15 protein-coding genes are annotated in these 19,397 nt (G+C 62.3%); 8 read left to right on the forward strand and 7 right to left on the reverse strand.

Going from position 1 to position 19,397, the window contains the following annotated elements:
* Nucleotides 1–47: 47 nt before the first annotated feature.
* From D0C15_RS18455 to D0C15_RS18470, 4 genes are all read right to left on the reverse strand, one after another.
* A complete protein-coding gene (locus tag D0C15_RS18455) occupies nt 48–665 on the reverse strand; it encodes a hypothetical protein (RefSeq protein WP_162830130.1) in 618 nt (205 codons plus the stop codon).
* Nucleotides 666–1,059: 394 nt separating this feature from the next.
* The gene (locus tag D0C15_RS18460) at nt 1,060–3,198 is read right to left on the reverse strand and encodes a family 16 glycosylhydrolase (RefSeq protein WP_116047027.1); all 2,139 of its coding nucleotides are present in this window, start codon (nt 3,196–3,198) and stop codon (nt 1,060–1,062) included.
* The gene (locus tag D0C15_RS18465; protein WP_116047029.1) at nt 3,195–3,581 is read right to left on the reverse strand and encodes a hypothetical protein; all 387 of its coding nucleotides are present in this window, start codon (nt 3,579–3,581) and stop codon (nt 3,195–3,197) included. The genes D0C15_RS18460 and D0C15_RS18465 overlap by 4 nt, the downstream gene beginning before the upstream one ends.
* A 212-nt stretch (nt 3,582–3,793) precedes the next feature.
* Nucleotides 3,794–5,980 (reverse strand): ATP-binding protein, encoded by a 2,187-nt coding sequence (locus tag D0C15_RS18470; protein ID WP_116047031.1) that lies wholly within the window; start codon nt 5,978–5,980, stop codon nt 3,794–3,796.
* A 1,009-nt stretch (nt 5,981–6,989) separates the two neighbouring features.
* On the opposite strand from D0C15_RS18470, the gene D0C15_RS35495 reads away from it, so the two are divergent.
* Nucleotides 6,990–7,118: a hypothetical protein gene (locus D0C15_RS35495; RefSeq protein ID WP_281270711.1), complete on the forward strand. Its 129-nt coding sequence runs from the start codon at nt 6,990–6,992 to the stop codon at nt 7,116–7,118.
* An 18-nt stretch (nt 7,119–7,136) separates the two neighbouring features.
* Here D0C15_RS35495 and D0C15_RS34175 read toward each other — a convergent pair whose 3' ends face one another.
* Nucleotides 7,137–7,307 (reverse strand): hypothetical protein, encoded by a 171-nt coding sequence (locus D0C15_RS34175; protein ID WP_162830131.1) that lies wholly within the window; start codon nt 7,305–7,307, stop codon nt 7,137–7,139.
* 96 nt (nt 7,308–7,403) lie between these two features.
* Here D0C15_RS34175 and D0C15_RS18475 point away from each other — a divergent pair, with 96 nt between their 5' ends.
* Nucleotides 7,404–7,595: a hypothetical protein gene (locus D0C15_RS18475; protein ID WP_116047033.1), complete on the forward strand. Its 192-nt coding sequence runs from the start codon at nt 7,404–7,406 to the stop codon at nt 7,593–7,595.
* Nucleotides 7,596–7,885: 290 nt separating this feature from the next.
* On the opposite strand, the gene D0C15_RS18480 is transcribed toward D0C15_RS18475, so the two are convergent.
* Both D0C15_RS18480 and D0C15_RS35075 read right to left on the reverse strand, forming a co-directional pair.
* Complete coding sequence (locus D0C15_RS18480; RefSeq protein WP_245975985.1) at nt 7,886–8,575, reverse strand: tyrosine-type recombinase/integrase; 690 nt, start codon at nt 8,573–8,575, stop codon at nt 7,886–7,888.
* Nucleotides 8,500–9,132, reverse strand: coding sequence for a hypothetical protein (locus tag D0C15_RS35075; RefSeq protein ID WP_245975988.1), 633 nt, complete (start codon nt 9,130–9,132; stop codon nt 8,500–8,502). Before D0C15_RS35075 ends, D0C15_RS18480 begins: the two co-directional genes overlap by 76 nt.
* 149 nt (nt 9,133–9,281) lie before the next feature.
* On the opposite strand from D0C15_RS35075, the gene D0C15_RS18485 reads away from it, so the two are divergent.
* From D0C15_RS18485 to D0C15_RS18510, 6 genes are all read left to right on the forward strand, one after another.
* Nucleotides 9,282–10,748 carry a DUF3375 domain-containing protein gene (locus tag D0C15_RS18485; protein WP_116047037.1) on the forward strand — a complete coding sequence of 489 codons (1,467 nt, stop codon included), beginning with the start codon at nt 9,282–9,284 and terminating at the stop codon, nt 10,746–10,748.
* Nucleotides 10,749–10,758: 10 nt separating this feature from the next.
* The gene (locus tag D0C15_RS18490) at nt 10,759–11,364 is read left to right on the forward strand and encodes a DUF4194 domain-containing protein (protein WP_211323251.1); all 606 of its coding nucleotides are present in this window, start codon (nt 10,759–10,761) and stop codon (nt 11,362–11,364) included.
* Nucleotides 11,364–14,756, forward strand: a complete 3,393-nt coding sequence (locus tag D0C15_RS18495; protein WP_116047040.1) for an ATP-binding protein — start codon at nt 11,364–11,366, stop codon at nt 14,754–14,756. The genes D0C15_RS18490 and D0C15_RS18495 overlap by 1 nt, the downstream gene beginning before the upstream one ends.
* The gene (locus D0C15_RS18500; protein ID WP_162830132.1) at nt 14,746–15,921 is read left to right on the forward strand and encodes a Wadjet anti-phage system protein JetD domain-containing protein; all 1,176 of its coding nucleotides are present in this window, start codon (nt 14,746–14,748) and stop codon (nt 15,919–15,921) included. The genes D0C15_RS18495 and D0C15_RS18500 overlap by 11 nt, the downstream gene beginning before the upstream one ends.
* A gap of 718 nt (nt 15,922–16,639) precedes the next feature.
* A complete protein-coding gene (locus D0C15_RS18505) occupies nt 16,640–17,644 on the forward strand; it encodes a TerC/Alx family metal homeostasis membrane protein (RefSeq protein WP_116047182.1) in 1,005 nt (334 codons plus the stop codon).
* 415 nt (nt 17,645–18,059) lie between these two features.
* Complete coding sequence (locus D0C15_RS18510; protein ID WP_116047045.1) at nt 18,060–19,379, forward strand: ABC1 kinase family protein; 1,320 nt, start codon at nt 18,060–18,062, stop codon at nt 19,377–19,379.
* Nucleotides 19,380–19,397: the final 18 nt, after the last annotated feature.

The following is a 19,397-nucleotide window of genomic DNA, read 5'->3' on the forward strand; positions in this document are numbered from 1 at the left end:
GAAGTCGCCGACGAGTAGCCCTCGTTAAGGATTTTGTGGTGGTGCCGTTAGGGGAAGCCAGTCGTGTCCGACGTGCCCTGGACGGGCCGTTGTCGGGTGCCGTCGATGGCGGGGCGGAAGACACGTCGGTCGAAGTCGCTGCGGCGCAGCCAGCAACGGTGCAGTGTGGCGAATACGAAGTCGCCGTCCTGGCCGTTGAGGTGATCTTGCAGGAGATCGATCAGGAACGGCGGCAGTGTGATGGTTCGCGCCGAAGCGGGGGTCTTCGGCGGCCCGATCCACAGCTGGTGTGTGCCCTCGTGTAGGCAGCCGGTGTCAGGGTCGATGACGAGGCAGCCGTCGTCGAGGTGGGTGTTGACGCGGCGCAGGCCGGTCAGTTCGCCCCAGCGGGCTCCGGTCCAGCCTGCGGTCACGACCAGCAGTCCGTAGCAGAGCTCGATCACCACAGGCCGGCCCTCCCGGTCGATGCCCAAAAGGTCGACGCGTCGTCGGCCACGGGTGAACTCCGCGAACTCTTCGCTGACGATGAGCACGTCCTCGATCACCGTGTCGATACGCGCACGCAGAAGTCGCTGCAGGTCCGTGCGCTCCAGGATCTGCTCCGCGGCGAAGGTCGACGAGGGCACGGTTTCAAGGCTGTCGGCGGTCAGCTCGAGAAGTGGCATAACGGTCAGTGTCGCCACGGGGATGGGTCGATGGAAGCGTGATGCGATCACGAAGCGGAACTGGAGATTCAGCCAGGCGACGCGTAGCAAGGCACCAAGACGTCATTCCTGTGGGATGTGCTTCGTCAAGTCCTCAAGTTGCCGTCGTGAGCAGCAGGCTGACACGCGCCTGCCGCCAACGTCGGGCAAGGGTCGTCCCGTCGCCTACTTTGGCTGCGACGTTCGTCCAGCTGCAACCCCCCGAACCCGAGGGTTACGGTTTTGTGCGGTTTCTGCTGATTAGAGGACGATCCCGCGGTCGCGGATGACGTCCCAAGGAGTGACGGGGATGTCGGCGATGGAGAAGACGTCGTCGACGGCCAGGAAGGTGTGTTCGTTTCCTGGGGCACCTCAGCTAGACAAGGGTTCCTGGAACTACGTGGCTCTCTGATGTCGTAACCACGATTGAGCGAACCTCGGCACACGTGGGTAGGCGGTTGGTGTCGAGGCAGCCGGCGAATTCAGACGAGCGTGAGTGCCAGAGGTTGAGGTTGAACTCGAGCGGGCGATCGGGGATCGGAGTCGGGTTCCAGAGCGTCCGCTCGTCGACAGTCACGCCGTCGACCTTCCAAGCGATGTGGTTCGGACGCCAGTCGATCTCGTAAATGTGAAATGCTGCAGCCGCATCGAAGTCCAACCTGATCTCCGTCGGCGTGCCGCGATAGCCGTACTCGAGCTTGGTGCCGTCGGGGCCGGGGTTGTAGAAGACGTTGACGAGCATCTTAGTCGTGTCGCGCCCGAGAAACTCGATGTCGATCTCTTGGCGAGGCCCGTTGCGATGCAAAAACAGCCCGGTGATGAGCCCGGGCACGTTCGACGGTCGGAGTTCGGCTTCGAACGATCCGTATAGGTAGTTCATGCGGCTGGCAATGGCTGCCGCCGTGAACTCACGGACCGGCGTTCTCTCGCGTCGCACGGCCAGTGCAAGTCCGTCCATGTGAGCCGTGACGTTCTTGGGGGAGAAGAGTGCGAGGTTGCTCGGGAAAGTGTCGTCGCGGAACTTCCAGGTTTCGTCGTCGAGTGGCTCGCCGGCGAACCACTCGATCGAGGTCGTCGCACTGCTGGTCGACTGATCAGGCTGAATCGGGATGCCCTGCCAGTTGAGCAGCCGTCGCGACAGGATCCACGGCGATGTGTCGAACGTGAGGTCGGTTGCAGGGAGTGGAGTGTCGAGAGGCAACCGCGACGCGACGCTCCTCTGCCCGACGTCGTCCTCCTCGGGGTAAGGAAACGCCGGGTATTCGATATCGAGGAACTCACTCAAGCTGTTCCACTTGTCCGCGACAGTTGGGGCCAGGTGCAGGACTCGGCCGGCGGGAAGCTCGCCCGGCGCGTGATCGGGCGTGGTCAGAACGAACAAGGCGTGCGGGTTGGCCGCAACGATCTCCCGAACGGACTCACCGTCGAGGGAGCCGATGTTCACGTAGGCATTGAACAGCCGACCACGCTCGCCACGTCGGAGCGTGTCGAACTCGCGTGCGGGCATCTGGTCGAGGTCACTCGAACAGGTGTAGCCAACCATCGAGAGCGCCCTAGCAAGCGATGTTAGGCCGGACTGGGCATCGCCCAGCCCGAACACCGGGCCACGCAGCCTGCGCGATGACGGGAGTAGTGCCTTCTCCTTCGTGATGACGCCGACCTGCGATAGCACCGGCAGTACCGAGTATGAGTTGGTCGACGGTTCGTCGATGCGCTGCTCGATCAGGTGCCGTCCGGCAGTGAACGTCTTGAGCGTTGCGAATTGCAGGTTGAGCCACAGATCGATCGGTCCGAAGGCCGGCAACTGGTCGAGGAGCTTCTGCGCGCCCGCCTTGGTAAGGACGTATGCTGCGGCTTCCCAGACGCCAGGTTCTCGCCTGTGGACTGGTTCAGCGCCCGGACTGGGTTTCTTCGTGCTCACATCCTTGTAGGCGAGGTATAGCAAGTCGAAGTCGTGGCTTCCACTCGGGTCTTGCAGTGCAGTCCACGTCGCCTTGAGCCTGCGAGCGAAACCGAAGGCTATGACGACGTCGTCTTCCAGGAGCAGTGCCGCCGCGTCGTCGCCAGCGACGACGCGGCGCCAGGTCTCGATGTGCGAGAGCGCCACCGCGATCTCTTGCCGGGTCATCGCGATCTCATGTGCCCGAGTGGAATCATCGATCTTCAGTAGCGGGTTCGGATCGACGGTGAGCTGGTCGGCCAGGGTGTAGGCCGGACGAAGCACCGCCGGGTCGGGTGTAGAGGTCAAGTACCGGGCATCGATGGCTGAGATCCTGCGGGTCAGCGCTGTCAGGCGCTCACCGTGCCGGCCTCGGAAGCGATCAAGCTCACGCCCAACCCGTCGCCATCGATCTGGCTTCCGGTCGAGATTGATCACGTAGATGCGCCCCAGCGAGTTCGCTTCCCCGCTCTGGGAGAAGACGGAGGCCCGTCGCTGCGGGTCGAGCACACGTGTTCGCAGCCGAACGCGATGGGCGAGGCGCTCCTTGAACTCCGCGAAGGTCAGCGTGTTCATGGGCGTTTGCCTCCCGTGCCCCAGACGAGATCACCCATTGCTACGCACCCGTTCCGCCAGTTGCGGTCGTCGGAGCGGTACTCGAGCGGCCACGTGCTCACGGCAATTGCATCCCAGTTCAGCAGTAGTGTGAAGTCGAGTTCACCTTCCTGTACTGAGAGTTCTACCGGATGCTCGACGAGGCTAGCCGTCAGGTTGCCCGGTCCGGTCATCGACTGGATGTCCCGACCGCTCGCCCGTGAGGATAGGACTTGGTCCGTCACTCGTTCGAGGGCACGCGCCACGAGTGGATCGCCTGCTGGCGCGATGAGCAGGTTGTTGTTCACGTAGAAGATATGGCTGGCATCCTCGCCACCCTCCGCCGTCTCGTAGGGGTCGAACATCGTGCCGGTTGGGATGTTGTAGCAGAGTGCCTGCCAGCCTGAGCTGGCCGTTCTCCCACCGTCGCGGCCGCCAGGGACTTCCGGTGCCGGTTAACTGATCTATTTAAATTTGATCGCTTATTAAACGAGAAGATCTTCATGTGCGCCGACTCGGTTCCGGAGCAGGCGTCGGCAGTCTGCAAAGGTGAATCGTCCTGTGCCGCAATTTGAATCTACGACGTGGGGTGCAACTTCTGAATGTCGTTGTACAGCCTCCGCAGGTGAGCGTCGGACATGTCCATGATTGGCTCGTACATGAACGAGTTGACATGGATGTTCTCTGGCGTCATGAGCACTACCGCGTCCAAAGTCTCGCGCGCCTCGGCACTACCGTGCCGTCGGTTCTTGTAGGCCTTGAATAAGGCCTGGGTCTGATTCGCCGGAATATTGTCCGTGAATTCGCGATCCGCCAACTCCGCGACCATGTGACGTTCCGACAGCAAGCGGATGGCGATGGACATCACGATCTTGTTTTCGAAGTTCGCGCCTTCGTCCGCCTTGAGTGCGAGGTTTGCCTGCTCGATCACGAGGTCTAGTACAGCATCCGATGACGACGGCCACACGCCATCGCCGCCAAATGCTCCAGTGAAGATGGAGTCGAGTTCGTGGTGAGTGATGGAGGAGGTGTCGCTCTTCCAGTGAAGGAGTGAGGTCAACTTCAGATAGTCAGGGTCACTTTCACCCTTCGTGTACTCCAGAATGTTTCGTATGAAGGGAATGCAAGCAACCCGCTTCATGCCGTTCTCGAAGAACTTCAACTTGAAGTCCTTGATGAAGGGGTTCTTAACGCCGACCGCGTTGCTCAGGACGATCTTGCTCTCGCTCTTCTGTGCCATGAAGCAGCGGTCGTACCCTACGACGGCTCGACTCTCCAACGTGCGGAAGAAGTCGAAGTTGTGAGTGAGGAGGATCAGCCTGAAGTTCGACTGCTCTGACATCTCTTTCAGGTACTGGATGATGGCGTACTTGTTCTTGTAGTCGAAGGAATCGGCGAGGTCATCGATGACGAACAGGGTCTCGCGTCCCGAGGACTTACGAGCCTCAACTTCGAACAGCACGTTGAGAATATAGAGCGCCTTCTTCTCGCCATTGCTGAGGATCTGCAGCAGGTCTCCACGCTCCACGGGCGTGCTCTCAGTACCCTCTTCGAACTCGAAGCCGAGCTTCAGTAGCTTCTCCTGTCCGAGTACCACCCGGTCGCGGTTATTGGCAATGAGCCGAAAGGGTACGAAGAACCGGTCATTGAAGATGTCGATGACCCGTTCCCACTGGGTGCTCTCGGCGGTGGCCTGTTGTTCGATTTCCTTCTTTCGCTTCTCCGTACTCTTGAAACAGTCGACCACGCGCTTGTAGAGCCGCTCGTGTGTCTTGATGTAGGATTTCCAGATGTTTTGCTCGAACAGGTCCACGTTGGTGAACTCGGGAAGCAACTCGACATGCTTAGCGATGTAGGCAAAAAAGGCCCGGGTGTCCACGTTCTTGTTGAGCGCCTTCTCGACCGTATCGAGCTTCTTTCGGAGTGCATCATCGTCAGTGATTCGTTGCTTTTCGACGGCAATTACCGAGTCAAGATCAGACTTGCTCGTAACCTCTTTCGGGTCCCCCACTTCCCCGTGTAGGAGGATTGAATGCTGAGCCGAAAAAAACCCGTTGTCACCAAGGCTCTTCGTGACGTTGGCCGCATTATAGAAGTTGAAGGAATCCCGGCTGAAGAAGGTTGACTTGTCGAGCAGTTCGTTGAGTCGGGTCACGTAATCCGCGAGCGCCAACTGGAGGTCAGGTGTGCGCAGAATCGGCTGCACCTTGCTGTTGAACAGCACTTCGTAAGGAAGTTTGGCAAAGGGTGCAGAATCCTGCTCCTCGATTTCGTAGTTGAGCCGAACGAGTGCAGTGAAGAAGTTATCTTCCTGCTGAGTGAACACCCGAGAGACGACGTCGGCTACATCTTGTTTCGTGGCCGATTGCTCCTTTAACGCAACCACGAGTTCGTCACGAGCCTCTACAAGTTCGAGTTGTAGTGCCTCGTACTCCTTACGAAGCTCGGGATTGATAAGAAGAGTAGAAGTGGATTCGTTTGGACCCAGCTCCTCGTCGTAGGACAGCACGACCACCACATCGCCTGCGGTCAATTCGTTACCGTCCTGGTCGGTGATGCGCCGGACAGTTTCGCGCTCGGGAAACATGCGGTCCTGCGTCTCGATACCCCGTGAGAGGTCGGCGAGAGCCCGGGCGAAGGAAGTCTTCATCGTCCCATTGGGAGCGTAGATCGCGACAGAGTTCCCGTTCCTGTAGAATTTGAAGGACGCGTCGAGTTCGCGAATGCCGTGGCAGTTCTTGAACTCTATGTCCAGCCTCTTCATGGGTACCTACCTCGTTCGTTGGACGCTTCCGTGCGCCGCGATGCCCGCCGACATTATGCTAGTCGAGCCAGCCGACGGATGGTCCTGGTTCAATGCGGCCCTACTGTTGTTGCCAGAGCCCCGCGCAGTAGGCCGCAGGCCTTTTCCTTCATCAGCAGGCAGCGCCCAGCGTGCATCGGGCATCTGTTGTTCGACAGCTTCACTCCCGTGGGCTTCCAGTGGGACTGCTCGGCGGCGAGGATCTGGGTGGCCGGGCGGTCTCCACCTCTTGGTGAACGATATCGTGCTGATCGGCCGTGAAGATCCGCGATGACTAACACACTCCTTGCAGAGCAGTGTTGCCACGGCCTGTGTCGATGTGGCGCCCAGCTTCACGCGGTTATATCTGGAGCAATCGTGGAGCACAGGGGCGTGTCGAACGGCGGGCAACGGCACCCAACAGCAATCAAGGGGCAGCGTTTGACTACGGGATTCTCGTCTTGCTACCGTTGACCTGCGGACAGAGAGACTGGCAGTGAGGGGGTCAGGGGTTCGAGTCCCCTTAGCTCCACAGCTTTCATGATCGCCCGACCTGCATGTTTTCGCAGGTCGCGCGTTGTTTTTTGGTGCACCGAACACTCGTCCATTATGGATCTCGCTTCAGTTACTGTTCAGTAGGTGGAGCAAAACTGGAGCAGTGTGGGGTTCCGGGCGAAATGGGGTCACCAGATCTGCTCCAGCCCGGTCGCCCGAACGGGTGTCCTGTCGAGTTATTCGGGCGTTCAGCCGCGACGCTGTGTGGTGATCGTACCGGGAGATCCCAAAGACCCTCGTGGCTCGTGAGAGCGTGGCGCACGCTGGATCTGGCTCCCTGTGCGCCAGGAACTGCCGGAGGTGGACCTGCTGCGGCGTCTCCGCGATGTGGAGGGGGTCCACGTGACGATCGGTCGCCCGGGCTACGGCCTCGAGGGGTCACGCCGAGGCGGTCGCGGCCCAGGCGGTCCTGATCCGGTTAGGCTCGCCGTCGCGTGTGGCCAGGTATGCCGACCAGGAGATGCTCGATGCGCTGACGAGAGACCGTGAGAGCGCCGATGCCTTTGTGTCGAGCACGCTCGGGGATCTGGCCCTGGCGGCCAGGGCGCTTCGCCGCACCTGTTGACCTACATCCAGAGCGGATTCAGAGGGTGAACGGTTTGTACTTCGGTGCGTCGTGCAGGGCCGCGGACAAGGTTGGGTGCGCTGTCGCAACGGCGCTGAGGAACCCGGCGTAGACGGCAGGACCGGTGTAAAGATGCGGCGCCGCCCGGTTGTGCATAGATTTCAGGGTCACCGTGATTCGCGCCAGCATGTGCTTCCTCCATCATGACTAACGACCAATTAGCTCCTGGCATCGCAGCCTTGGTCGCGAGATGCCACCGAGGTCTTCCATACATAATTCAGCACTATGAGAGACAAGCTATCCAGCTCTGCGGCGAGTAGGGCCTCCTTCGGCTCGGTGGCGCTACTCGCCGCGTTCGTGATCGTGTTCCTGCAAGCGATTGGAAGTGGCTACGACCAGTGGCCTTACCTGCTGGCTGTCGTACTAGCCGTCACGGGCGCCGGGCTACGAATTGAAGCGGCGATCGCTCGCCAGTAGCACGCGCACCAAGGGCCCGAAGTGCCCCAGCGTCCGAGCAACAGATGCTGGGGCACTTCGTTTGGCTGTCCGAGCCCTCCGCCCGCCGAGGTACAGGGTCCCGGCATCTGCATCCCGCCGTCGAGCGTCGTGTGGCGCTGGCAGCGTGTGCGAGTCAATCTTCGTAAATGGTGGTCGATCAGGTGCCTCTGATCGTCGCCGATCCGCTGTGTCAGGAGTTTGGCGAGAACGCCAGCCGCCACCCCACAGCGGCACCTACCCCACAATGAGCAGCTGGCTTCGGGGGTATCTCACTGCTGGTTTCGCACCACTGCGGCGCGGTGGGGGTCAGCCGCGCGGGCAGGCTCACTCGAGGTTGTTGGTTGAGCCGCGGCGCGGTCGACCGTGGTCCTCGCGGTGCGCCAGCGGCGTTCGAGGTGGCGAAGCAAGCGTCGCTCGACTTCGGGGGCGACGTGGCTGTAGGTCTCGACGACACGGTTGTCGAGGCGGTGGCCCAGTCGTCGAGCTTGGGCGATCTCAGGGATGCCGTCGGCGATCATCCACGTCTTGTGGCTGTGTCGCAGTCCGTGGAATGTCAGCCCTGGCCGGACCGGCTCGATCGGTACCGCCGCGTCGGGCCGTTGCAGGGTGCCGTCGATGGCGGGGCGGAAGACGCGGCGGTCGAAGTCGCTGCGGCGCAGCCAGCAACGGCGCGGACTGGTGAACACGAAGTCGCCGTCTCGACTGTCGAGGTGATCCCGTAGCAGGTCGATCAGGAACGGCGGCAGTGTGATGGTTCGCGCCGAAGCGGGGGTCTTCGGCGGCCCGAGCCACAACCGGTGTGCGCCTTCATGCAGGCTGCCGGTGTCAGGGTCGATGACGAGGCAGCCGTCGTCGAGGTGGGTGTTGACGCGGCGCAGGCCGGTCAGTTCGCCCCAGCGGGCTCCGGTCCAGCCTGCGGTCTCACGACCAGCAGTCCGTAGCAGCGGTTGCCGAGCGATTCGGCGTTGTCCGCGATGCGGACGACCTGTTCGGGTGTAGCCCAGATCCGTTCGATGGGAACGGGTGACTGTTCGCGGCGTCGGCCCCGTCGCGCCCTGCGGTGTACGGGGTTGACGGCGATGAGCCGCTCGTCGACGGCGTCGTCGAGCATCATGGAGAACATGGAGAACACCGTGATGGTGCCGGCAACGGTCGACCTGGCGTAGCGGCGCCGGAGTTGCTTGGCCCAGAGCGTGACCGCGAGGGCGGTGATGTCGCCGACGGCGGTACGTCCCCATCGTGGTTCGATGTGGTTTCGGATCCGGCTGCGGTAGTTCTCCTCGGTGCGGATCTCCACATCGAGGGTGTCTGCCCACAACGTCGCCCAGGCGGAAACGCTGATCTTGGCTGCCTTCGGATCTGGCCAGGTGCCACGCCGCTGGTCGGCCTCGATCTGGTTGGCGTAGTCGCTGGCAAACTTCTTGGTGTCGAATCCTGAACGCGAGCCGATTCTGCCGTCGGCGGTGGGGTAGCGGACGCGCCACGAGTGTGGGCCGATCTTCTCTATCCAAGCCATGATGGCCTCCTCGACGTTCGAAAGCGGACAGGCCAGGTATCTGCCTGCGACAGCGCTTCCGCAACTCGACGGGCGAACTAACGGCGGTAGACTGGCCGGTTCCCGCCGCCCTCGTAACGGATGATCGTTCGTGAGCGACGTTTCGAGTTGTGGATTTCGATGAGCTTGACCTGCTGCGTCGCAATGACCCGGCTTGGAAGTTGCTGCGTGCCGACAACGCGCCGCTTGTACTCGGGTTCCTCCGTGAGGTCTTCGTCGATGACAACGTCCGTTCGATTTCGGCTTCCGAGCTGATTGGAAGACTCGACGACGAGCTGTACGCGCTTAATGAGCGGCTCGGCGAAGGTACGTTTCCCAGGGCGGCAAAGGCCTACCTGGATGATTGGGCGGCTCCGGGCAACGGGTGGCTGCGTAAGTACTATCCGGCAGGGTCGGACGAGGCGCACTTCGACGTGACTCCGGCTGTGGAGAAGGCGTTGACGTGGGTCGATTCGCTTCGGGAACGCTCGTTCGTCGGTACCGAGTCTCGTCTGAACACGATCTTCGAGTTGCTGCGCCAGATGGCTTACGGAGCGGAGACCGATCCGGATGTCCGGCTCGCCGAGCTGTATCGACGCCGGTCCGAGATCGATGTCGAGATTAACCGGGTTGCCGGCGGCGACTTCGCTGTCCTCGATGCGTCGGCCCAGCGAGATCGTTATCAGCAGTTCGCCGCGACCGCGCGTGAGTTGCTGTCCGACTTCCGTGAGGTCGAGGCCAACTTCCGCGGTCTTGATCGGGACCTCCGTGCTCGTATCGCCAGCTGGGAGGGCTCCAAGGGAGAGCTGCTCGACGAGGTCGTCGGCAACCGCACTACCATCGCCGATTCAGACCAGGGACGCAGCTTCCAGGCCTTCTACGATTTCCTCCTCTCGCATGAGCGGCAGAACGAGCTCACCGACCTGCTCGGAAAGGTTCAATCTCTGGACGTTGTCGGTGAACCCGACCCGCGCATGCGGCACATCCACTACGACTGGCTCGACGCGGCCGAGCGCACCCAGACGACGGTGCGGTTGCTGTCGGAACAGCTGCGGCGGTTCCTCGACGATCAGGTGTGGCTGGAGAACCGCCGGGTGATGGACATCCTGCGCAGCATCGAGTCGTCGGCGCTCAAGCTCCGCGAGCAGGCCGCTCCGGCACTCACCTGCGAACTCGATGCCACGGCACCGTCGGTCGCGCTGCCGATGGAACGGCCGCTCTACACCCCGAAAGCGAAGGTCCAGCTGGACAGTGCGGGCATCACCGCGGCCGATGAGGACGTCGACGCGTCAGCCCTCTTCGAACAGGTATATGTAGATCGTGAGCGATTGTCCGACATCGTGCGCCGTGAGCTGCGGGAACGCGCCCAGATCGGACTGAGTGAGGTCCTCGGCCGCCATCCCCTCGAGCAGGGCATGGCCGAACTGATCGGTTACCTCTCCCTGGAAGATCCTGCCTTTCAGGTCGTCTTCGACGAGAACACGCGTGAGCAGGTGCACTGGATCGACGGCACCGGTGTGGAGCGGGTCGCGACCATTCCCCGTGCGACTTTCTTCCGGGGCTCGAGCAGTGGCGATTCTGTCGGTGGGCGCGCTTAGCATGAGCACCGTGTCCGCATCACTACGCAGGGACGAGCTTGATCTGCCGTTGGTCATCACGCACCTGATGAAGGGAGTGGTCTACGCGGACAGCCACGAGAAGGCGTGGCGTCATCTGCTACCTCTGCAGGCCCAGGTGCGGGATTACGTCGGTGTGATGGGCTTGACCGTTGTCGTCGATGAAGCCGAGGGTTATGCCTTCCTGCGCTCGAAGCCGGAGGACGAGGAGTTGGACGGGAAACTGCCTCGGCTGATTCCGCGGCGTGCCTTGTCCTTTCACGTGAGTCTCCTGCTGGCCCTGCTGCGCAAGAAGCTGGCGGAGTTCGACGCATCCGGCGCGGAGAGTCGGCTGATCCTCACCAGGGATCAGCTCGTTGAGATGGTGCGGATGTTCCTGCCCGAGAGCAGCAACGAGGCGCGGCTGGTCGACCAGATCGACACCCAGCTCACCAAGATCGTCGAACTCGGCTTCCTGCGGCGGATTACCGGGCAGGAAGCCGCCTACGAGGTGCGGCGCATTCTCAAGGCGTTCGTCGATGGGCAATGGCTGGCGGAATTCGACCAGCGACTCGCCGAGTACGCAGCCCAACTGGGCGGCGGAGAGGACAAGGACTGATGGAGGGCCTGTTCAGCGCGGCGGGTCTCGACACCGAGGGAGCCGAACTCACCGGTTACCGGCTGGAGCGGCTGCAGGTCTACAACTGGGGAACATTCGACCAGCGCGTATGGACGTTCCAACCCGAGGGGCGCAATAGCCTGCTGACGGGCGACATCGGCTCCGGGAAGTCCACCATCGTCGACGCGATCACCACGTTGCTGCTGCCTGCCCACCGCATCTCCTACAACAAGGCAGCGGGAGCCGAGTCGAAAGAGCGACACCTCCGTTCTTACGTCCTCGGTTACCACAAGTCCGAGCGTAACGAGGCTACCGGCGCGTCCCGGCCGGTCGGACTGCGAGACCGCCGTTCGTTCTCGGTTGTCCTCGGTTCCTTCACCAACGCCGGCTACGACTCGACAGTGACGTTGGCGCAGGTGTTCTGGTTTCGTGACGCGTCCGTCGGTCAGCCGGACCGGTTCTATGTGACAGCGGACCGGGGCCTGACGATCGCGGGCGATTTCGCCGACTTCGGCGGGGACGTCGCGACGCTCAAGCGCCGACTGCGCAAGCAGGACGTCCGTATCCACGAGCACTTCCCCGCCTACAGCAAAGATTTCTGCCGACGGCTCGGGATCGAATCCGAACAGGCAATGGAACTGTTCCACCAGACAGTTTCGATGAAGTCAGTCGGCAACCTGAACGATTTCGTCCGCTCTCATATGCTGGAATCGTTCGACGCCGCCGACTGGACCAACAGGCTGGTCGACCACTTCGCAGACCTGACCAAGGCGCACGAAGCAGTGCTCAAGGCGCGCACACAGCTCACCCTGCTGGAACCACTGCTCGCCGAATGTGACACCTACGACGAGCTCGACGCGAGGATCACGGCGGGCAAAGCCGCGCGTGAAGCCCTGCGATTCTATTGCGCGGATCGCAAGGCGACGCTGCTAAGCGATCGCCTGAGTGCGCTCACCGGCCAGATCGGTGAGCAGGACGCGAGCTTGGCGAACGCGAAGAATGACCTGGACCGGCTGCGCCGCAAGGAGCGGGATCTCGAAATCCAGCGCGCCGGTTGCGGTGGCGACCGGATTAGTCAGCTCGAAGCCGAGATCGACGCCGAGGAGAAGGAACGCGTCCGGCGGAAGGAACAAGGTGACCGGTATCAAGCGCTGCTGGATGCGGCCAGCCTGCCCGCCGTCGTCGACCCGGCGCAGTTCACTGCCCGGCAACGTGCTGTCGTCGAAAAGCAGGGCTCTCTCGACCAGGAACAGGCCGATCTGCAGAATCAGCTCACGGATCTCACCGTCGAGCGCCGCGAGCTCGACGGTGAAGCCGTGGAACTCAACACGGAGTTGTTGAGCTTGCGGGAGCGGCGCAGCAACATTCCCAAACGCAGCCTGGACGTGCGGGACGCATTGTGCGCCGCGTTGCGGGTCGATTCCGCCGCGCTGCCGTTCGCCGGCGAAATCATCCAGGTACGCGCGGACTGCGCCCCGTGGGAAGGCGCTGCCGAACGGCTTCTGCGCAGCTTCGGGTTGTCGATGCTGGTCGCGAGCGAGCACTACGACGCCGTCTCCGAGTGGATCAACGAACGGCACCTCGGCATCAAGCTCGTCTACTACCGGGTGCCCGAACAGCTACGCCAAACTCCGTCTTCGCCGCTCTCCGAGCGGTCCTTGTTCACCAAACTGGAGATCAAGGACTCGCCGTTCGCGGCGTGGCTGGATCGCGAGCTGGCACACCGCGCCGACTACGAGTGTGTGGACACCATGGTCGAGTTCCGACGTGCCGCGAAAGCCGTGACCCAGGCCGGGCAGATCAAAGGTGCTCGCGGCAGGCACGAGAAGGACGACGCCCGCCGAATCGACGACCGCCGTCACTATGTGCTGGGTTGGGATAACCAAGCGAAGATCGATGCGCTGCTTGACCAGGCAAGCCGCCTACAACTTCAGCTACGTGACTTGGGCGGCCGGACGAAGAAGGTCACAGCCGCGTTGAGCGCCAAGGGGAGGCTTGCCACGACTCTGAGCTTGTTGGAGCAGTTCAGCGGGTTCGCCGAGATCGACTGGCGCGCTTCGGTGAACCGCATCGCGGAACTGGACGACGAGAAGCGGCGCCTGGAGCAGCAGTCGGACGAGCTGAAACGACTGACCGCGGAGCTGGGCGCCGTCGGCACTCAGATCGAGGCGGCGGAAAGGGCCAAAGGCAAGGCGCAGGAGGGGCTTGGAAACCTCGGCGCCCAACGCGAAGCCGCGGAGAAACAGCTGCGCGACACCAAGACCACCCTGGACGAACCGGCGGCCGAATTCGCGAGAGCATCGTTTCCTCTGGTGGACAAGCACGTCGGAACCAGGAGCCTCGCGACTCCGGAAGACTGCGACACGTGCCTCATCGAGGTGAACGACGAGATCACAAAGGATATCGATCGGCTTACCGGCAGGCAGAACAAGGTAGCGAATCGAGTGGTCGGAAAGATGGGCGACTTCCGTAAAGCGTACCCGCTGGAAACTGAGGAATTCGACAACTCGGTGCAGTCTGCTAGTGAATACCGTTTGTTGTACGACCGGATCGCGTCTGACGATCTGCCTCGGTTCGAGTCCGAGTTCAAGACCTACCTCAACACCAACACCATTCGCGACATCGCGGGGTTCCACTCTCAGTTGACCAAACAGGCCGAGTTGATCAAACAGCGAATCGAGACCATCAACGACTCGCTGGCCGACATCGACTACAACCCAGGACGATTCATCCGACTTGAACCACATCCCACCGTGAACGTCGAGATCCGCGACTTCCGCAAGGACCTCCGGGAGTGCACCAGCGGATCTCTAAGCGGTGACGACTCGAATCAGTACTCCGAACAGAAGTTTCTCCAGGTAAAAGCTCTGGTCGAACGGTTTCGGGGCAGGGAGGGCCAAACCGAACCCGACCGGCAATGGACCCGTCGGGTCACCGACGTGCGCAACTGGTTCACCTTCGCGGCCTCAGAGCGGTGGCGCGCCGACGACGCCGAGTACGAGAACTACACTGACTCGGGCGGCAAATCCGGTGGGCAGAAAGAAAAACTCGCCTACACGATCCTGGCGGCGTCACTGGCCTACCAGTTCAAGCTCGACTGGGGTGTGAGCAAGTCGAAGACCTTCCGGTTTGTGGTGATCGACGAGGCGTTCGGCCGGGGCTCCGACGAGTCGACCCGATTCGCGCTCGGCCTGTTCCGGCGGCTGGGCCTGCAACTGCTGATCGTGACACCGCTGCAGAAGATCCACGTCATCGAACCGTACGTCGCGGCTGTCGGGTTCGTGGACAACAAGGCCGGTGACAGCTCGCGGTTGCAGACCCTGACCATCGAGGAATACCAACAACGCCAGCTCGCCCATGCCCACGGCACCGCATCCAGCCATGGCGATTGACGTGGCACCAACCGGCTGGACCGTACCCGGCGATGTCATAAGCAAGCTGCGACGACGATGGGATCGCGGCGAGTTCCTGTCCCGATTTGCTATGGGAACCCGATGGGAACCGCTGGCAATCGGGTTACGGGGACCGAGCGCGAATGACACCTCCGCGCACCTGGACCACGCACGTACGTGGGTCGAGCAATGGCATCGCGCCCGGCATCTCCGTGTCGAGATGAGAACGATCGGTGGCCGAGTCACCGGCACGAACGAGATCCCGGGCCGAGTCTGGATCGACTCCTATGAACAGCTGTGGGCCGTTCTCGGCGTGCAGTCGGATGTGCAGACTTTTGGGGCTCTGCTGGACGCGACCAGGCTCAGAGCCCCGGTCATCGCCGACTGGATGTCAGCCAAGCCGATGGAAGTACTCAGGTACAAAGGCGAATGGGTCAGGCTGGTCGACACCACACTGTGGATCGATGAGTGCGCACGTCCTGACATGTACCTCCGGCAGATCGACGTGCCCGGCGTCGACACCAAGTTCATCGAGCGGTATCGCGCCATTTTGGCGGTGTTGCTGGACCGCCAACTCGTCGAATACCGAGTTGACCGCACCAGACCGCCTTCGGATTTCGCCGGCCGATACTTCTTCCGTAAGAAGCCCGCCTACGTCCGATTTCGTCACTTGTCCGACGGTCCCGGATTTAACGAACTTGCCGTCCGAGTGTCCGAACTGGCGAATAGGCCGCTGACGGTGCGCACCGTGTTCGTCGTCGAGAACGAAATCACCTACCTGGCCTTCCCGTCCGTCGAGAACGCTATTGTGATCTTCGGCGAGGGGTATGCGGCATCCCGGCTGCACCCTCTGCGGTGGCTTGCGGAAAAGAAGCTCGTCTATTGGGGTGACATCGACACGCACGGCTTCGCGATCTTGAACAACGTGCGCCGCGCGTTCGAGAGTACTCGATCCATGCTCATGGATCGCGCTACGCTTCTTGCGCACGAGGGCCAATGGGTCGACGAAGCTAACCCCACCACCGACCACCTCGAGGCACTACTCCCAGACGAGGCAAACCTCTATACCGACCTCGTGGAGGGTGCCCTGGGTGGTTCTGTCCGGTTGGAACAAGAACGTGTCTCGTACGCCGCCATACAGCGAGCCGCACAACAACACAGCTGACTGGCGCCGAAGTAGCGTTGAGTACAACGGTGGCTAACGCCGGTTGTCGACCACCGGAATGGCCAATCGCTACGACAAACTCGCCATCCGCTTCGAGACCGTGCTAGCCGTTATCTCGATCGATAGTAGTTGTCTCGCTTATGAAAAGCCCGCTCAGATGCAGAGTAGCGTTGCCATGCTCTCTGACAATGGGTTGCCGGGCTTCACGCGGTTATGTCTGGAGCAATCGTGGAGCACAGGGGCGTGTTGAACGGCAGGGCAATGGCACCCAACAGCGATGAAGGGCAGCGTTTGACTACGGGATTCTCGACTTGCTAGCGTTGACCTGCGGACTAAGAGTGGCCAGGTCCTGGCAGTGAGGGGGTCAGGGATTCGAGTCCTCTTAGCTCCACAGCTTTCATGATCGCCCGACCTGCATGTTTTCGCAGGTCGGGCATTGTTTTTGGTTTGCCGTAAATGCGTCCCCAGCGACGAGCCTCTACCGAACTCGGGGCGGTTCAAAGTCCTGCTTGTCATTCTTCTGCTTGCCACGATCGCGGCCCCGGTTCCGTTTCGCGGCTGGCTGAGATTTCAGACCTGTGTGATACTCGCGGGTGAGGGGAGTACTTCCTCGGGCTGGCCCGGTCAGGCCGGACATTCGTATGGTGTCCTCGGGCGGCCGTCCCGGTGTGTGGGGCGAAGGAGACCTCGAACGCGAGTGCTGTTCGAGGAGACTTCTGTGGCTAGCCCTACGTCCGTTTTTGCTGCCCCGGCGGGCTCGATCGGTTCACCGCTGTTGTGGGGCGTCAGTATCGTCGTGTTGCTGCTCCTGTTGGCCGCGGACTTTCTGGTGACTCGTCGGCCGCATGAGGTGTCGATGAGCGAGGCCGTGGGCTGGTCGGTGTTCTACCTGGCGCTGCCGTTCGTTTTCGCCGTGTACCTGTGGACGGCCTACAGCGGCGGTCAGGCCATGGAGTTCATTACCGGCTTCGTGGTCGAGAAGTCTCTGTCGGTGGACAACTTGTTCGTGTTCATGCTCATCCTCACCGGCTTCGCTGTACCGTTCGCGTTGCAGCAACGGGTGCTGCTGTACGGCATCATCGGCGCCCTGGTTCTGCGCGGCATCTTTATCGCCGCCGGTGCCGCCCTGCTGCAGGCTGGCACCTGGGCGTTTCTGGTGTTCGGCGCGATCCTGTTCGTCACCGCCGCCAAGATCCTGCACGAAACGCTCGCCGGGAGTGCTTTTGACCGCGACGTGTCGCAACTGCGCTCGGTACGGCTGCTGCGCCGACTCATGCCGGTCACCGACGACTACCGCGGCACCCAACTGACGGTGCGTGAGGGCGGGAGACGTGCCCTGACCCCGCTGACCGTCGTGGTCGTGGCGATCTTCGCCACCGATGTAGTGTTTGCCGTCGACTCCGTGCCCGCCATCTACGGGATCACCGAGGATCCCTACCTGGTGTTCGCCACCAACGCCTTCGCGCTGCTGGGCCTGCGGGCCCTGTACTTCGTCCTGCACACCGCACTAGCCAAACTCGTTCATCTCAACCACGGCCTGGCGCTGATCCTCGCGTTCATCGGCGTGAAGCTGGTACTGCACTGGGCCCACGGAATCTGGCCTGCGGTACCGCAGATCCCCACTCCGATCTCCCTCGGCGTCATCGTGCTGATCCTGGCGACCGTCACGCTGACCAGCCTGCGCGCCAACCGCCGCACCGCAGAATCCACCCCCGGGAGCTGAGCATGCCCACCAACGCACTCATCGAACTCGGCGCCACGATGCTCATACTGGCAGCACTGCTGATCACGTGCGCCGTCCTGTGGGACGCCCGCCCACCCCGGGGACCCTGGCCGTAGGCCACGTGCGCGCCCAACGACTGTATGCCAATAGCTGACCGAAACCGAGGCAGGCAAGCTAAGCGCGATATCAGTGGTTGCATCCGCCTGTCACCCGGGTTGGCCATTTGTACGTAAGCACCGCGTCGGCCTGCTCGTTCATTGTCGGCAGGAGGGAGTACCTGAATGTGTGGCAGGGCGCGGGCGGGACCGGTATGGGAGCTGTGTTCGTGTCATCAGACTCGGTGAATAGGGCTGTCAACAGGACGTACTTCGCTTAGTGTCGATCTGGTTGCGCTCAGTGATCAGATTGGGGAGTCGTGCATCGACAGGGCAGGGGCGGCTGGCATCTCCTTGACGGCGGGCAGGACCACTCGCCGACGAAGGCTGACCTCGTCATCCGCGGAGTGCGGATCTTCACCGTCCTTGTCCGCCGGTTTGTGCTCTGGGGGTGGCTCCGGGGTCGCGGGAAGGCGCCCGCTGTCGGCGAGTGGTTGGCGACAACCGTGTCCCAACTCGGTCCCGCCTGCATCAAGGCGGCGCAGCTGCTCAGCACGCGGGTGGACTTGTTGCCACCGCGGATCTGTCAGGGGCTGGCGCGACTGCATGACGATGTCGCCGCGCCCCCTGCCGTGGATCTGTCACCCGTGCTGGAGCAGCACCTGGGTCCCCTCGGACGGACGATCACCGCGCAGAATCTGCCGCCGGCGGCATCGGGCAGTATCGCCTGCGTCTACCGGGTCACATCGCCTGACGGCCGGGTGTTCGCGGTGAAGGTCCGCAGGCCGGGCATCGAGCGACTGCTCGCGGTCGATCTGGCACTGCTACGTGGGCTCGCACGACTGCTGGCGTGGACGCCGCCATTGCGTGGCGTGCCCGTGCTGCCGATCGTCGACCAGCTCGCGAGTTGTATCCGGGAACAGGCCGATTTCGTTCACGAACGTGACAGGTTGCGCACACTGCACGACAACCTCGACGGCAAGGACCGGATGCGGGTGCCTCGGCCCGTGCCGGAGCTGTGCACCTCTGAGGTGCTGGTGATGGAGTACCTGGAAGGGTTGGATCGCGATACCGCTCGTCGGTTGTCGACCGAGGGGCGTCACGACGCCGTGGTGTCGGCACTGCGCGCCGTCTACCGGATGCTTTTCCGGCACGGCCTCGTGCACTGCGACCTGCATCCGGGAAACCTCTACTTCCGTGCGGATGGGACGGTGGCGCTGGTCGATGCCGGATTCACCGTGCAGCTGACCCCATACGCGCAGACAAAGTTCACCGCCTTCTTCTACTGCATGAGTCTGGGCGATGGCCCCGCGTCCGCGGATGTTGTCCTCTCCACCGCCACACCAGGTCCGAGGACGGACGAGGTCGGGTTCCGCCGGGAGCTGGCGCGACTGGTCGAGGCGCACTCGGGCGCGCGCGCGGCCGACTTCGACCTCGTGTCGTTCGCCTCGCGGCTGTTCGACCTACAGCGCCGGTACGGGCTCTACGCCGACCCACAGTTCGTCTTTCCCATCCTGTCGCTGCTGGTGCTGGAGGGTTCGGTACGGGATCTGCACCCCGACGTCGACTTCCAGCGGGAGGCAAAGCCGTTCCTGACCGCTGCAGTGCTGGAACGGGCCGTCCTCGCCGCCCGGGAGTGATCTGGCAGTCGAAAGGAG

The organism is Amycolatopsis palatopharyngis, from assembly GCF_003385185.1.
Lineage (GTDB): Bacteria > Actinomycetota > Actinomycetes > Mycobacteriales > Pseudonocardiaceae > Amycolatopsis > Amycolatopsis palatopharyngis.

Coding starts and splice junctions, on each gene's coding strand:
- D0C15_RS18470 (WP_116047031.1), bottom strand. CDS start 5,980: ATGAAGAGGCTGGACATAGAGTTCAAGAACTGCCACGGCATTCGCGAA.
- D0C15_RS18465 (WP_116047029.1), bottom strand. CDS start 3,581: ATGTTCGACCCCTACGAGACGGCGGAGGGTGGCGAGGATGCCAGCCAT.
- D0C15_RS18460 (WP_116047027.1), bottom strand. CDS start 3,198: ATGAACACGCTGACCTTCGCGGAGTTCAAGGAGCGCCTCGCCCATCGC.
- D0C15_RS18495 (WP_116047040.1), top strand. CDS start 11,364: ATGGAGGGCCTGTTCAGCGCGGCGGGTCTCGACACCGAGGGAGCCGAA.
- D0C15_RS18455 (WP_162830130.1), bottom strand. CDS start 665: ATGCCACTTCTCGAGCTGACCGCCGACAGCCTTGAAACCGTGCCCTCG.
- D0C15_RS35075 (WP_245975988.1), bottom strand. CDS start 9,132: ATGGCTTGGATAGAGAAGATCGGCCCACACTCGTGGCGCGTCCGCTAC.
- D0C15_RS18475 (WP_116047033.1), top strand. CDS start 7,404: ATGAGAGACAAGCTATCCAGCTCTGCGGCGAGTAGGGCCTCCTTCGGC.
- D0C15_RS34175 (WP_162830131.1), bottom strand. CDS start 7,307: ATGCTGGCGCGAATCACGGTGACCCTGAAATCTATGCACAACCGGGCG.
- D0C15_RS18500 (WP_162830132.1), top strand. CDS start 14,746: ATGGCGATTGACGTGGCACCAACCGGCTGGACCGTACCCGGCGATGTC.